Source organism: Pantoea sp. OXWO6B1 (genome assembly GCF_001641135.1).
GTDB classification, from domain to species: Bacteria; Pseudomonadota; Gammaproteobacteria; order Enterobacterales; family Enterobacteriaceae; genus Pantoea; species Pantoea allii.
Genome location: NZ_LWLR01000001.1, coordinates 1,869,452 through 1,884,547 on the forward strand (window position 1 = coordinate 1,869,452; position 15,096 = coordinate 1,884,547).

Genomic DNA, 15,096 nt, shown 5'->3' on the forward strand with positions numbered 1-15,096 from the left:
GAAGGGATAATGAAAGTCGCGCTAGGGCAATTTGCAGTTAAGCGTGAATGGCAGGAAAACGCCACAACCTGCCTGAGCATGATGGATCAGGCCAGCCGTGCTGATGCCGACCTGTTAGTCCTGCCTGAGGCGGTGCTGGCCAGTGACATCACAAACCCCGATTTAATTCTGGAAGCCGCACAGCCGCTGGATGGACCATTCCTGTCGCAATTGCTGGTCGCCAGTAAGGGCACCAGACTGACGACGGTCCTGGGAATGCATGTACCAGGTAATAACCATAAAGTCTTCAACGTGCTGGTGGTGATTCGCGACGGGAAGCTCGTGGCAGAGTATCGCAAGCTGCATCTCTATGATGCCTTTGCCATGCAGGAATCAACGCGGGTTGAAGCGGGTGAACAGGTTCCACCTCTGGTGGACGTGGCGGGCATGAAAGTAGGACTGATGACCTGTTACGATGTGCGTTTCCCTGAGCTGGCACGGCGGCTTGTGCTGGATGGTGCCGACGTGCTGGTCTTACCTTCAGCCTGGGTCAAAGGGCCGTTAAAAGAGATGCACTGGGATTTACTTACCCGCACGCGTGCGCTGGAAAATACCTGTTATGTGGTCGCCGTTGGAGAGTGCGGGACGCGTAATATTGGCAACAGCATGGTGGTTGATCCGCTGGGTGTGCCAATAAGCCGTGCGGCCGAGTCTCACGCACTGATCTTCGCCGAGCTTGACCCGCAAAGAATCGCTACGGCACGCGCAATGTTACCGGTGCTGGATAACCGCCGGTTTAGTCGGCCTGAACTGGATGCGTCGCGCTAAGCGTTATTCGGCAGGACGGGGCCTGGGACCTGAAGGAGGGCCACCGCGATCTTACTCTGTTACAGATTACGCTTGAGGTTAGGGCTAAACTGCGCCTAAATAGGGGTTACCGTTATTCGCCAGATTATAAAGGTTAAATATGGAAGGTATCAGTATTGCCAAGCTGCTGATTATCGGTGCGCTTATCGTACTGCTTTTCGGCACCAATAAGTTACGTTCTCTGGGTGGCGATCTGGGCTCTGCAATCAAAGGCTTTAAAAAGGCCATGAAAGACGAAGATTCCAGTGCAGCACGCACCACAGCGGAAGAAACACCTGCAGAACGCGTTTCTCACAAAGACTAATGCCACGTCAGTTTTAGAAAAGTGTTAATTTTTATTTCTGACCGCAGTAAAAAAAACCAGATTGCGGACAATCTGGTTTTTTTGTTTTTTAATGACGGCGGGGTGAGCGAACGCTATTTGACTTCCAGGCCTTTTGCCTGCATATCGGCGTGGTAAGACGAGCGGACAAAAGGACCACAGGCCGCATGAGTAAAGCCCATCGCCATTGCCTCTTCTTTCATCTCATCGAATTCCGCTGGACTGACATAGCGCTGAACGGGCAGATGGTGACGGCTGGGCTGCAGATACTGACCCAGCGTTAACATCGTCACACCGTGACGACGCAGGTCGCGCATCACCTCAACGATTTCAGCGTTGGTTTCACCCAGACCTACCATCAAACCGGATTTCGTCGGCACTTCTGGATGGGCTTCTTTAAAGCGCTCCAGCAGTTTCAGCGACCATTCATAGTTTGCGCCCGGGCGCACCTGGCGATACACGCGCGGCACGTTTTCAAGGTTGTGGTTAAACACATCCGGCGGGGTTGCAGTCAGAATCTCAAGCGCACGATCCATACGACCACGGAAGTCAGGCACCAGGGTTTCAATTTTAATGCTGGGGCTTTTTTCCCGGATAGCGGTGATACAGTCGGCAAAATGCTGCGCGCCGCCATCACGCAGATCGTCACGATCCACCGAGGTGATAACGACATAGCGCAGGGCCATATCGGCGATGGTCTGGGCGAGTTTACCCGGCTCGTTCGCATCAGGCGCGTTAGGACGACCGTGTGCAACATCGCAGAACGGGCAGCGACGGGTACAGATTGCGCCCAGGATCATAAAGGTTGCCGTACCGTGGTTAAAACATTCGGCAAGGTTAGGGCAGGAGGCTTCTTCACAAACGGAGTGGAGTCCGTTTTTACGCATTGCCGCTTTTATGCCCTGAATACGACTGGAGTCCGCAGGCAGTTTGATTTTCATCCACTCCGGCTTGCGTAAAATCTCTTGCCGGTCGACAGCCACAGTTTTCACCGGGATCAGCGCCATTTTGTCTGCGTCACGATATTTGACGCCGCGTTCCATCTGAATTGGTTTACTCATAAATCAGCAGGTTCCGGTCGGATTGCGATTTGAAAGCTGTCTCACTCAACCCGAGAAGGCGGCTTTCAACTTTATTTGAAAAAAGTGCAAAAATTATATCATCTCATCGACCAGGAAGCAGCCAAAGACAGAGCCGATAAGTTACATATTTGTAAATACGCATTCACAGTTAATTCAGTCCGTGGTCTTAACCGGGTGCCATTCGACCTGTTGATAACCCAACTGCTGGGCAAACGTCTCCGCCAGCAACGGCTGGACATCGGCGAGCGTGACCTCAGGCCGAAAGTGTTGCAACTGCGTCATGTTCATTCCGGCATAGCCACAAGGATTGATACGTAAAAAAGGTGACAAGTCCATCGCCACGTTTAACGCCAGTCCGTGAAAAGAACAGCCCTTACGAATACGCAGTCCCAGCGAGCAGATTTTCTCGTCACCCACATAGACGCCAGGCGCATCGGGACGGGCTCGGGCAGCCACGCCAAAGCGCGCCAGCACGGCAATCACGGTTTCCTCTAAGGCGGTAACCAACTGACGCACACCGGTTTTGCGGCGTTTAACATCAATCAGTACGTACATAACCTGTTGTCCGGGGCCGTGGTAGGTCACCTGGCCGCCTCTGTCGCTCTGTACCACCGGAATATCGCCGGGCATCAGCAGGTGCTCGGCTTTTCCTGCCTGGCCCTGAGTAAATACCGGGTAATGTTCAACCAGCCAGACTTCATCCCGGCTTTCGGCAGTGCGCTGGTCGGTATAGTGGTGCATGGCGTCTGAGGTCGATTGCCAGTCACATAAACCAAACTGGCGAATAAGAAGCGTGTCAGCTGACAAAACGAGTATCCGTTAAAAGGCGAGAGGCTGAGTATAACGCTGGCGGCGCTGAAGTTAAACGCCTTCGCGATGAGGCGGTTATCGCGGCGCAGAGAGATTGAGGGTGGGATCGGTGCTGGCATATCGCCAGCCAATAAAAACGGGTCAGTGCGTTATCCGCAGCCTGACCCGTTTACCCTTTTTTGAGGAGGTTACAGCACCATCCGCACGATTTCGATTTTGCCCAGTTCTTCATACAGGGTTTCAACCTGTTCGATATGGGTGGCGTTGATCGTGACGTTGACCGAGTGATAGTTACCTTTACTGCTGGGTTTCACTTCTGGGCTGTAATCGCCGGGTGCATGGCGTTGCACTACCTCAAGCACCAAATCAACCAGCTCCGGCTGTGCCAGCCCCATCACTTTGTAGGTAAACGGGGTAGGGAATTCGAGCAGTTCATTCAGTTTGGTTTTCATAATCACTCCGGTACATAAAAAACAGGCTCCCGCCGAAGCGGGAGCATCATATTAACCTGTAATGGGGGCAAGGTGGCGGTTTTTCAACCGCCCTGCGCCATTAACCGAACCAGTGATGGAACATCAGTTTGATGTAGTCAACGATACGGCTGAAGAAACCGCCTTCAGAAACTTCGTTCAGCACCACCAGAGGACGCTGATCGATCGTTTTGCCATCCAGTTGGAAATTGATACTGCCTACCACCTGATTTTTCTTCAGCGGTGCATGCAGTTCAGTATTGGTCAGCACATAGCTGGCTTTCAGATCTTTCATGCGGCCGCGCGGAATCGTCAGGTAAGCATCTTTCTCGACGCCCAACTGTACGCGATCGCTGTTACCAAACCATACCGGTTCAGAAGCAAACTCTTTTCCGGCTTTCAGCGGCGCGACGGTTTCAAAGAAGCGGAAGCCCCAGGTCAGCAGCTTTTTACTTTCGGTTTCGCGGCCTTTATAGGTATGTCCGCCCATCACCGCTGAGATCAGACGCATCTGGCCTTCTGTCGCCGAGGCGACCAGGTTATAACCTGCTGCCGCGGTATGGCCGGTTTTGATGCCATCGACCGTCAAACTGGTATCCCACAGCAGACCGTTACGGTTCATCTGACGGATATTGTTAAAGGTAAACTCTTTCTCTTTATAAACCGCGTACTCTTCCGGCACATCACGGATCAGCGCCTGGCCGATCAGCGCCATGTCACGTGCCGAGCTGTACTGTCCTTCCGCATCCAGACCATGAACCGTCTGGAAATGGGTGTTTTGCAGACCCAGCGCTTTGACGTAGTTGTTCATCAGGCCAACAAAAGCATCCTGGCTGCCGGCGACATAGTCCGCCATCGCTACGCAGGCATCGTTACCAGACTGCAATACGATGCCACGGGTGAGCTGAGAAACCGGTACGCGGTCGCCTGGTTTCAGGAACATTAACGATGAACCCTTGAACACCGGATTGCCGGTTGCCCACGCATCCTGACCCACAGTAACGATGTCGTCCTGATGGATTTTTCCGGCTTTCACTGCCTGACCGATAACGTAGCTGGTCATCATCTTCGTCAGGCTTGCTGGGTCGCGACGGGCGTCCGCGTTTTTCTCTGCCAGCACTTTTCCTGAGTTGTAGTCGATAAGAACGTAGGCTTCGGCATCAATGTCCGGTACGCCCGGAATCATGGTCTTGAGATTAACATCATCAGCGATAGCAACATGGCTGAGAGAGAAAGCGATCAGTGATCCCACTGTCAGGCGTTTTAACAAACGAGAAGGTTTCAGCGTGTTCATGTGTGGGACGACAACATCCATGGGTTTAGGGTTTAAAAAAGTCACTCATCATAACAAATGCCTGATTTACAGGCATCCGGCTTAATGACTGGGTTGTTAGCAGACGTTACCAATCAGAGCATCCCTGTCGGTTAACGGCCTGCTGTGGTAACGAAGGCCGCGCTCTGGCCTTCACTGCTCAGGCGTTGCTGTAAAGCAACGGCTTCAGCACGGGTTTTATAACCACCAAGTTGTACGCGGTAGACATTGCCTGCATTTTCCACTGCACCGGGGACACCGAAGCGCTGGCGCAGACTGGCGAGCAACTGCCGGGCACGTGCAGCATCATTGATGGCACTGACCTGAACCACATAGCCTGAAAGCGATGATCCGCCCTGAGTCGCGGGTGCCGGGTGAGAGGTCGCGGCACTGGCCGCAATCGGTGCTGCGGCTGCCGGAGCCGCTGCAGCAGGTGCGCTGGCGGCAGGCTCGCTACCTTCCAGCACGCCGCTCGCTAACGGCTGCGGGGCACCCAGAAAACCGCCGCTCTGCACTGGTGCGCCCATGGCATCATGACTTTGCAGAGTGGCATTGCTCACCGGCGAGACATCCTGCGCATCGGGTTCAGTCGTCGGCGCTGTCTGCTGCTGACTGCCACCGCTCATCACTGGCTGGCTGCTACCGTTCATCATCGGCTGGCTACCACCACCGTTACCGTTCATCACGGGTGGGCTGCTCATGACCGGGCCGTTCAAATCGGGACGCGAAGGCAGGGCATAGCTCTGTTTGGCGACCACGGTGCCGATGGTGCCGGGACCGGAGAGCGTGCCGTCTGGCGCGACGCTGATGTAATCAACGCGCACGCGGGAATTATTGGAGATGTTCAGGCGGTCACCCGCGGCACGAGACAGATCGATAATGCGCCCCGGCGTATAAGGGCCGCGATCGTTAACGCGCACGACAATCTGACGTCCGTTTGCCAGGTTAGTGACGCGCACATAGCTTGGCAGAGGAAGCGTCGGGTGGGCGGCGGTCAGGGCATCGGGATCAAAGGTTTCCCCCGTCGCAGTGCGATTACCCTGCGCTTCTTCACCGTACCAGGTAGCCAGACCCACTTCGCTATAGTTGGCCGGATTTTTAATGATGCGGTAGTTTTTACCGTTGACGCTGTAGTCCTGATTGGTCGACGGATTGACCGGCTCGTAACGAGGCTCAACGCCAGGAATTTCAACCACCGGGCCGTTATAGGCAGGCTGGGGTGGCGCACTTTGTTGTTGCGGTTCCTGGGTAGAACATGCAGCTAAAACCAATGAAGCCAATACAACGCCAAGCCAGTCCTTACGCATCTGCGACCTCTTAAACACTTTTAGATAACATTTTTCGGTGTGTGTGGATCGACATGACGATGCCAAATCCTGCCATAAGTACAATAAGCGCCGATCCGCCGTAACTGACCAGCGGCAGCGGAACGCCAACCACCGGTAAGATACCACTAACCATGCCAATGTTAACGAAAACATAGACGAATAAAATCAACATTAACCCCCCGGCCATCACGCGGCCAAAGGTCGTCTGTGCGCGGGCAGCCACAATCAGTCCGCGCATAATTAACAGCAGATACAGCACCAGCAGCACCAGTACGCCTACCAGTCCCAGCTCTTCAGCCAGCACGGCAAAAATAAAGTCGGTATGGCGTTCCGGTAAGAACTCAAGCTGTGACTGGGTTCCATGCAACCAGCCCTTACCGCGCAAGCCGCCAGAGCCGATGGCAATTTTCGACTGAATGATGTGATAACCCGCGCCAAGCGGATCGGTCTCGGGATCGAGCAGCATCATCACGCGGTCGCGCTGATAATCATGCATCAGGAAGAACCACAGAATGGGAATAAAGGCTGCAACCAGCAGTACGGCGATACCAATCAGTTTCCAGCTCATCCCGGACAGGAAGAGCACAAACAAACCCGATGCCGCCACCAGAATAGAGGTACCAAGGTCAGGCTGCGCCGCGACTAACAGGGTAGGAAGAAAGATCAGCACCAGCGCAATTGCGGTGTTTTTTAACGTCGGCGGGCACACGTCGCGGTTGATAAAGCGGGCCACCATCAAGGGAACCGCGATTTTGGCAATTTCAGAGGGCTGAAAGCGGACAAAACCCAAATCCAGCCAACGCTGGGCGCCTTTACTGATTTGCCCAAAGGCATCCACGGCAACGAGCAGGATGACACAGACAATATACAAATAGGGGGCCCAGCCTTCGTACACCCGGGGCGGAACCTGTGCCAGCACCAGCATGATAACCAATCCCATGGCGATCTGACCCAGCTTACGCTCCATCATACCGGGGTCCTGGCCGCTGGCACTCCAGATAACAATGGCGCTAAAGGTCAGCAGCGCGAGGATAATCAGCATAAAGAGCGGATCAATGTGCATGCGCATCCAGATTGTCCGCTTCTGCGGGCTGTCATTCATCGACATGATTATTCACCTTCATAGCCTGGCGGTGTAGGAGCCGCATCTGGCAGGACAGTATTATTGTCACCTAACATTATGTGATCCAGTATCTGACGCATTACCGTACCCACGGCCGGTCCGGCCCCACCGTTTTCCAGAATCATCGTCACGGCAACACGCGGTTTATCATATGGCGCAAATGCGGTCATCAGCTTATGGTCACGCAGGCGTTCTGCGATTTTATGCGCGTTATAGGTTTCGTTCTCTTTCAGGCCAAAGACCTGAGCCGTACCTGATTTGGCGGCAATTTTGTAAGGCGCATCGGCAAAGCTTTTGTGGGCCGTACCGTTAGGGCGATTGGCAACGCCATACATGCCGTCTTTGGCAATTTCCCAATAGCCTGAATGGATGTCACCAATCGGTTGGGAAGGGGGCTGACGGTAAGGCACCAGGGTGCGGCCCTCGCGGGTAGCGCGCAGCATATGCGGCACTTTGATAACCCCGTCATTGATGAGAATCATCATCGCTTTATTCATCTGCAGCGGTGTTGCCGTCCAGTAGCCCTGACCGATACCGACAGGAATGGTATCGCCCTGATACCAGGGCTTTTTAAAGCGGCGCATCTTCCAGTCGCGCGTCGGCATATTGCCCGCACTTTCCTGCGGTAAATCAATCCCCGTACGCGATCCATAGCCGAATTTGGTCATCCATTCGGACAGACGATCGATGCCCATGTCATAGGCAACCTGATAAAAGAACGTATCCGCAGACTCTTCGAGCGACCGGGTGACGTTCAGACGACCGTGGCCCCATTTTTTCCAGTCACGATAGCGCTTCTCGGAGCCGGGCAGTTGCCACCAGCCGGGATCGAACAGGCTGGTATTTCGATTGATGACGCCAGCGCTGAGCGCGGACACGGCGACATAAGGTTTAACCGTTGAGGCAGGCGGATAGGCGGCCTGGATGGCGCGGTTATACAGCGGACGGTTCTCATCTTCCAGCAATCCGCGATAGTCTTTGCTGGAGATGCCGTCAACGAACAGGTTCGGATCGTAGCTGGGCGTTGACACCATCGCCAGAATTTCCCCGGTGCGGGGATCGCTCACTACCACGGCGGCACGGCTACCGGCTAACAGCGTTTCAATGTACTGCTGCAGTTTCAGATCAATCGTCAGATAGATATCGCGCCCGGCCTGCGGGGATTGCTCATGCAACTGACGGATCACCCGGCCACGGTTGTTTACCTCAACCTCTTCATAACCGGTTTTACCGTGAAGCAGGTCTTCGTAATAGGCTTCGATACCGAGTTTACCGATATCGTGCGTAGCCGCATAGTTTGGCCATTTCCCTTCTTTATCCAGACGCGCCACATCCCGATCGTTGATTTTCGAGACGTAGCCCACAACGTGGGTCAGGGTTTGCCCAAAGGGATAGTAGCGGCGCTGATAGCCTTTGACTTCTACGCCGGGGAAGCGGTACTGATTCACGGCAAAGCGCGCAACCTGCACCTCATTAAGGCCGGTTTTTACCGGGATAGAGGTAAAGCGACGTGAGCGCTTACGCTCTTTTTCAAACGCCTCAATATCGTCATCGGTGAGGTCGAGCACCGGGCGCAAATTTTGCAGCGTTTGCTTGAGATCGTCGACCTTTTCCGGCACCAGTTCGGCCTGATAAATCGTGCGGTTCAGGGCCAGTGGCGTACCGGTACGGTCATAAATAATGCCGCGGCTGGGCGCAACCGGCACCAGCTTTATACGGTTTTCATTTGACCGGGTACTGTAGTCGTCGAAACGGAGAATCTGCAGATGATAGAGATTGACCACCAGCACGGAGGAGAGCAGTAAGATGCCGACAAAAGCGATAAAAGCCCTGCGGACAAAGACTTTTTGTTCGGCGCTGTAATCGCGAAAGGCGTTGCTTTGTAATTTCATCCGCTACTTGTAATGTCTGGAGTGAGCTTATCGGTTATTCACGATGATAAGGATGATTTGTCGTAATGCTCCATGCACGATAAAGGCTCTCTGCAACCAGCACGCGCACCAGCGGATGAGGCAACGTTAACGCCGAGAGAGACCAACTCTGTTCCGCCGCCGCTTTACAGGCTGGCGCTAATCCTTCAGGGCCGCCAATCAGCAGGCTGACATCACGTCCATCCTGCTTCCAGCGCTCCAGCTGTTGCGCCAACTGCGGGGTTTCCCAGGGCTGTCCGGGAATATCCAGCGTCACTATGCGGTTGCCTTTACCTGTCGCTGCCAGCATCGCTTCGCCTTCCTTTTCCAGAATGCGTTTGATGTCGGCATTTTTCCCTCGTTTACCCGCAGGCACTTCCGTTAATTCAAACGGCATGTCTTTGGGAAAACGACGCAGGTATTCCATAAAACCGGTCTGAACCCAGTCAGGCATTTTGGTACCGACGGCAACAAGCTGCAATTTCACCGCTTAACCCCAGAGCTTTTCCAGTTCATACAACTGACGGCTCTCTTCCTGCATCACGTGCACAATCACTTCACCGAGATCCACAACGACCCAATCGGCGGCCGTTTTGCCTTCCACGCCCAGTGGCATCAGACCGGCAGCACGGGATTCCTGCTCGACGTGTTCTGCGATAGAGGTCACGTGACGGGTGGAGGTACCGGTACAGATGATCATGAAATCAGTGATGCTCGATTTACCCTGTACGTCGAGGGTAACGATGTCCTGACCTTTCAAATCATCAATCTTATCAACAACGAACTCTTGGAGTGCTTTACCTTGCAAAAGGTTCCCCTTTAAAACTGGATGAGAGCGGGCTGGCTGAAACCCGGAAGACAGCCGAAAAATTTAGCGGCGCAGTATATCACGCCCATATCAGTCGCGATATAAGCCGGCGCGGTCTATGTAGGTAATCACGGAGGCAGGCAGTAAATCGTCACAGGCGAGATGTTGATGGCGACGCTGCCTGATCTCGGTGGCAGAGATGGCATACAGCGGGGTTTCTGCCAGCCAGATCGCCCCAGCCGGGCGTTGCCTGAGCTGTTGGCTGTCCTGAATGACGTGGCGATCCAGCCAGCGCTGCATGTCTGGCGACGCCATTTCCGTCGGATAGCCTGGCCGCTTACACACTAAAAGATGGCACAGGCTGAGCAGGTCCTGCCAGCGGTGCCATTTGTTCAGCGACAGCAGGGAGTCCTGACCGATAATAAAGCCCAGCGGTTGTTCGCCCCGTTCGGCCCGCAGCGCTTCTAAGGTGTCCACCGTCCATGAAGGCGTATCACGTTGTAATTCCCGCGTATCAATGTCAAAAAGTGGCAACGTTTTTATGGCGCACTCAAGCATTTCAACCCGCTGTTGCGGGCTGGCTTCGGGCTGTGGCCGATGCGGTGGCACATTATTGGGCAGCAGGGTAACCCGGGACAGGCCAATCTGTTCGGCCAGTTTTTCTACCGGGCGGAGATGACCAAAATGAACCGGATCGAAGGTGCCGCCAAACAGGGCATGTAAGTCAGACATGGGCAAGGCTCGCAGGGAACGCGCGATTCGCGATCAGCATTGACAGCGTCTGCAACTGTGGCCAGACCGATTGACCATAATCCTGTTTCAGCGTGATCTCGATTTGCATCAACAAGTGAATAGCCTGCTGTAATCGCGCTGCATCCAGGCGTTGCAGTGCCTCGGTAAACAGGTTGCGGCGATTCTGCCAGATACGCTGCTGATCCATGAGTGTACGCAGCGGCTGTTGTGACTGATGGCGCTGCAGATGCAACAGGGTCAGCAAATCGCGCTGCAGGGTGCGCAGTAATATCGCGACTTCGCTCTCTTCTCTTTCAAGCTGCTGCAGAATATGCAGTGCGCGTCGGCTTTTGCCGCCAAGCAGCGCATCAACCCAGTGATAAGGGGTAAAGTGAGCGGCATCGCTGACGGCGGCTTCAACGCGTGGCAGCGTTAGTTTGCCATCGGGCCACTGCAGTGACAGTCGTTCAAGCGCCTGGGACAACGCCAGCAGGTTACCTTCATAGCAGTAGCAGAGTAGCTGGACGGCAGCATCATCGATGTCGAGCTTAAGGGCTTTTGCACGGCTGGCGACCCAGCGAGGGAGCTGAGCCTGTTCTGGCGTCTGGCAGGGGACCAGCACGGCATGGGCCGAAAGCGTTTTAAACCAGGCGCTGTTTTCCTGCGCTTTGCTGAGTTTTGCCATTCGGCAAATCAGTAGAATATCGGCGTGGAGCAGCGGGGCCAGCTTGATGAGTTGCTCCGCGATAGCCGCATTCGGTCCATTTTCAGGAAACTGTAACGTCAGCGTCTGGCGTTGAGCAAACAGGCTCATTGACTGACAGCTAACAAACAGGCTGTCCCAGTCCGTTTGCGCATCGAGCGTAAAACTCAGATGCTCTTCAAAACCCTGCGCCACGGCGCTGGCACGAATCGCATCTGCACTTTCCTGCAACAGCAAGGGTTCATTACCGGTTAATAAATAACAGGCGCGCAGCCCCTCACGGAGCTGCGCGCTGAGTTGTTCCGGGTAAATCCTGATCATTGCGGCATTGGCGTGGCGGAAGAAGAAACCTCCGCAGCAGGTTGAACCGGTTTGGAAATCGTCGATTTGGACGACATTTGCTGAGATTCCATCTGCGCAGCATGAACAGTTAGCAGCTTACGCACCAACTGTTCGCCTGCGCGCTGGCGCATCTCCTGAATAATCATGTCCTGCTCAGCGTCTTTCGCCAGTGCCGCGTTAGGGTTATCAAAGAACGAGCGGTAAACGGTTGCACTGATAGGGTAGATCCCTTTATTCGGGATCAGCACCTGAGCAGAGACCGTCATCGTCAATTGATACTCAGCTGTGGTACCGCTGATAAATACGGAGGCGGTACTACGGCTTTGTCCTTCTCCGCCAAGACGTAGCGTTGGCACGGTCATGCTGTTTTTCTGCGTAGTTTCAACAATATTCACGTTGTTGAGACGCAACTGCTGACGTACGGTACGCGCCAGAGGGCCGTAAGGGTCACCACTGTCTAAAACCAGCGTTCTCAGTTCGGTTGGCACCTGAGTGGTGCCGCGCGGATGAAAACCACAGCCAGCGGTGATGACCACCGCCAGCATGACAAACAACCTGATAATCGGATGTCGCACAGTTCCTCCTGAACTTAACCCACAACCAGGTTAAGCAGTTTGCCCGGTACATAAATGACTTTACGAATGCTAACACCATCAAGGTATTTCGCTACTAATGGTTCCTCAGCCGCACGCGCCTGAACCTGTTCCTGGGTTGCATCGGCGGGTACGGTAATTTTACCACGGACTTTACCGTTAACCTGAACGACGACCAGCAGAGAATCTTCAACCATCGCGGCGTCATCGGCCACCGGCCATTCCGCATTGTCGATAGTGCCTTCACCACCCAGCGTTTGCCACAGTACGTAGCAGGCATGTGGTGTGAACGGATACAGTAAACGCGTCACGGCCAGTAACGCTTCCTGCATCAGGGCACGATCCTGTTCGCTGTCCTGCGGCGCCCGCGCCAGCTTATTCATCAGCTCCATCACGGCCGCAATCGCGGTGTTGAAGGTCTGACGACGGCCAATATCATCGGAAACTTTGGCAATGGTTTTGTGCAGATCGCGACGCAAGGCTTTCTGATCATCGTTCAGGCTGGCAACGTCCAGGGCAACGGTAGCCCCTTTCTGCGAATGGTCGTAGGCCAGTTTCCAGACGCGTTTCAGGAAGCGGTTAGCGCCTTCAACACCGGATTCCTGCCACTCCAGCGTCATATCAGCCGGGGAAGCAAACATCATGAACAGACGTACGGTATCTGCGCCATAGCGCTCAACCATCAGTTGTGGATCAATGCCGTTGTTTTTCGACTTCGACATTTTGCTCATGCCTGCGTAGATCACGTCACGGCCCTGCGTGTCTACTGCTTTCACGATGCGGCCTTTCTCATCACGATCGACCGTCACATCAACAGGAGAAACCCAGTTACGTTCACCGTTAACACCCACGTAATAGAACGCATCCGCTAACACCATCCCCTGACACAGCAGACGTTTGGCGGGCTCATTCGAATTCACCAGGCCGGCATCGCGCAGCAGTTTGTGGAAGAAACGGAAATACATCAGGTGCATGATGGCGTGTTCGATACCGCCCACATACTGATCCACCGGCAGCCAGTAGTTCGCCGCCGCCGGGTCCAGCATGCCGTCTTTATAATCGGCGCAGGTGTAGCGCGCGTAATACCATGAAGACTCCATAAAGGTGTCAAAGGTATCGGTTTCACGCAGTGCAGGCTGACCGTTTACGGTGGTTTTCGCCCACTCTGGATCGGCTTTAATCGGACTGGTAATGCCGTCCATCACCACATCTTCAGGCAGGATAACCGGAAGCTGATCTTCTGGCGTGGGCATCACGGTGCCGTCTTCCAGCGTGACCATAGGAATCGGCGCGCCCCAGTAACGCTGACGGGAAACACCCCAGTCGCGTAAGCGGTAATTGACTTTGCGCACGCCAACGCCTTTCGCGGCCAGCGCATCAGCAATGGCGTTGAACCCGGCGCTGTGATCCAGACCGCTGCACTCGGCTGAGTTAAACAGCACGCCTTTATCGGTCATCGCGGCAGCGCTGACATCTGGCTCGCTGCCGTCCAGGTTAAGGATAACCGGTTTGATCGGCAGATCGTATTTAGTGGCAAACTCCCAGTCACGCTGGTCATGGGCCGGCACCGCCATGACGGCACCCGTGCCGTACTCCATCAGCACAAAGTTAGCGACCCAGACAGGAACAGGCTCACCCGTTAATGGATGCACAGCAAACAGCCCGGTAGCCATCCCTTTCTTTTCCATGGTGGCCATGTCAGCTTCAGCCACTTTGGTGTTGCGGCATTCGGCAATAAAATCAGCCAGGGCAGGGTTGCTTGCGGAAGCCTGCAGGGCCAGCGGATGGCCTGCCGCGACGGCAACGTAGGTTGCGCCATAGAAGGTGTCCGGACGCGTGGTATAGACCGTGACTTTCTCGTTGCTGTCCGCTACGTCAAAGGTGATTTCCACCCCTTCAGAACGGCCAATCCAGTTACGCTGCATGGTTTTGACCTGCTCAGGCCACTCTTCCAGCGTATCCAGATCGTTCAGCAGCTCTTCAGCGTAATCCGTAATTTTGATAAACCACTGCGGAATCTCTTTGCGCTCAACTTTGGTGTCACAGCGCCAGCAGCAGCCATCGATAACCTGTTCGTTAGCCAGAACGGTCTGGTCATTGGGGCACCAGTTCACCGCCGAGGTTTTTTTGTATACCAGGCCTTTCTCATAGAGTTTGGTAAAGAACCACTGCTCCCAGCGGTAATATTCTGGCTGGCAGGTGGCGAGCTCGCGGCTCCAGTCATAGCCAAAACCCAGCAGTTTAAGCTGGTTTTTCATGTAGGCGATATTGTCATAAGTCCAGGGCGCCGGTGCGGTATTATTTTTTACCGCCGCGCCTTCCGCAGGCAGACCGAATGCATCCCAGCCGATAGGCTGCAGCACGTTTTTGCCGAGCATGCGCTGATAACGCGCGATGACGTCGCCGATGGTGTAGTTACGAACGTGGCCCATATGGAGGCGGCCAGAAGGATAGGGCAACATGGACAGACAATAATATTTCTCTTTGCCTTCCTGCTCAGTCACTTTAAACGTTTCGTCTTCATCCCACTGCTGCTGAACGCGGGATTCAATCTCTTCCGGGCGGTATTGCTCTTGCATGGCTGCCTGTGGTCCTTAATAAATGACACTTTGCTGACTTTACGATCCGCATAGCATACCCATAAGGCCGCACATCAACAACACTTCCCACTTTATGCAGGGGCGATTTATCGCTAAAGCGTCAGCGTTTTCACTC

15 protein-coding genes are annotated in these 15,096 nt (G+C 54.4%); 2 read left to right on the forward strand and 13 right to left on the reverse strand.

Annotation, left to right across the window (positions count from 1 at the left end; translation table 11 throughout):
- Window positions 1-9 precede the first annotated feature (9 nt).
- Together A6A26_RS10910 and tatE are read left to right on the forward strand one after the other, a co-directional pair.
- Window positions 10-807 (forward strand): deaminated glutathione amidase, encoded by a 798-nt coding sequence (locus tag A6A26_RS10910; RefSeq protein WP_063878739.1) that lies wholly within the window; start codon window positions 10-12, stop codon window positions 805-807.
- Window positions 808-946: 139 nt separating this feature from the next.
- A complete protein-coding gene (tatE, locus tag A6A26_RS10915) occupies window positions 947-1,150 on the forward strand; it encodes a twin-arginine translocase subunit TatE (RefSeq protein WP_063878740.1) in 204 nt (67 codons plus the stop codon).
- Between the two features lie 113 nt (window positions 1,151-1,263).
- On the opposite strand, the gene lipA is transcribed toward tatE, so the two are convergent.
- From lipA to leuS, 13 genes are all read right to left on the reverse strand, one after another.
- A complete protein-coding gene (gene lipA / locus A6A26_RS10920) occupies window positions 1,264-2,229 on the reverse strand; it encodes a lipoyl synthase (RefSeq protein WP_063878741.1) in 966 nt (321 codons plus the stop codon).
- Between the two features lie 174 nt (window positions 2,230-2,403).
- On the reverse strand, window positions 2,404-3,057 hold the full coding sequence (gene lipB, locus A6A26_RS10925; protein ID WP_063878742.1) for a lipoyl(octanoyl) transferase LipB: 654 nt from the start codon (window positions 3,055-3,057) through the stop codon (window positions 2,404-2,406).
- A 191-nt stretch (window positions 3,058-3,248) separates the two neighbouring features.
- Window positions 3,249-3,512, reverse strand: a complete 264-nt coding sequence (gene ybeD, locus A6A26_RS10930) for a DUF493 family protein YbeD (RefSeq protein ID WP_006118404.1) — start codon at window positions 3,510-3,512, stop codon at window positions 3,249-3,251.
- Window positions 3,513-3,612: 100 nt separating this feature from the next.
- Complete coding sequence (dacA, locus tag A6A26_RS10935) at window positions 3,613-4,824, reverse strand: D-alanyl-D-alanine carboxypeptidase DacA (RefSeq protein ID WP_063878743.1); 1,212 nt, start codon at window positions 4,822-4,824, stop codon at window positions 3,613-3,615.
- Window positions 4,825-4,955: 131 nt separating this feature from the next.
- Entirely contained in the window at window positions 4,956-6,149 is a 1,194-nt protein-coding gene (rlpA, locus tag A6A26_RS10940; protein ID WP_063878744.1) for an endolytic peptidoglycan transglycosylase RlpA, read from the reverse strand.
- A 10-nt stretch (window positions 6,150-6,159) separates the two neighbouring features.
- The gene (gene mrdB, locus A6A26_RS10945) at window positions 6,160-7,272 is read right to left on the reverse strand and encodes a peptidoglycan glycosyltransferase MrdB (protein WP_063881129.1); all 1,113 of its coding nucleotides are present in this window, start codon (window positions 7,270-7,272) and stop codon (window positions 6,160-6,162) included.
- Between the two features lie 8 nt (window positions 7,273-7,280).
- Entirely contained in the window at window positions 7,281-9,185 is a 1,905-nt protein-coding gene (gene mrdA, locus A6A26_RS10950) for a peptidoglycan DD-transpeptidase MrdA (RefSeq protein WP_063878745.1), read from the reverse strand.
- 34 nt (window positions 9,186-9,219) lie between these two features.
- Window positions 9,220-9,690, reverse strand: coding sequence for a 23S rRNA (pseudouridine(1915)-N(3))-methyltransferase RlmH (rlmH, locus tag A6A26_RS10955; protein WP_006118409.1), 471 nt, complete (start codon window positions 9,688-9,690; stop codon window positions 9,220-9,222).
- A 3-nt stretch (window positions 9,691-9,693) separates the two neighbouring features.
- Window positions 9,694-10,011: a ribosome silencing factor gene (gene rsfS, locus A6A26_RS10960; protein ID WP_063878746.1), complete on the reverse strand. Its 318-nt coding sequence runs from the start codon at window positions 10,009-10,011 to the stop codon at window positions 9,694-9,696.
- A 90-nt stretch (window positions 10,012-10,101) separates the two neighbouring features.
- Window positions 10,102-10,743 carry a nicotinate-nucleotide adenylyltransferase gene (gene nadD, locus A6A26_RS10965; protein WP_063878747.1) on the reverse strand — a complete coding sequence of 214 codons (642 nt, stop codon included), beginning with the start codon at window positions 10,741-10,743 and terminating at the stop codon, window positions 10,102-10,104.
- Entirely contained in the window at window positions 10,736-11,767 is a 1,032-nt protein-coding gene (holA, locus tag A6A26_RS10970) for a DNA polymerase III subunit delta (RefSeq protein ID WP_063878748.1), read from the reverse strand. The genes nadD and holA overlap by 8 nt, the downstream gene beginning before the upstream one ends.
- On the reverse strand, window positions 11,764-12,363 hold the full coding sequence (lptE, locus tag A6A26_RS10975; RefSeq protein WP_063878749.1) for an LPS assembly lipoprotein LptE: 600 nt from the start codon (window positions 12,361-12,363) through the stop codon (window positions 11,764-11,766). Before lptE ends, holA begins: the two co-directional genes overlap by 4 nt.
- Before the next feature lie 14 nt (window positions 12,364-12,377).
- Window positions 12,378-14,960, reverse strand: coding sequence for a leucine--tRNA ligase (gene leuS, locus A6A26_RS10980; RefSeq protein ID WP_063878750.1), 2,583 nt, complete (start codon window positions 14,958-14,960; stop codon window positions 12,378-12,380).
- Between the last annotated feature and the right edge of the window lie 136 nt (window positions 14,961-15,096).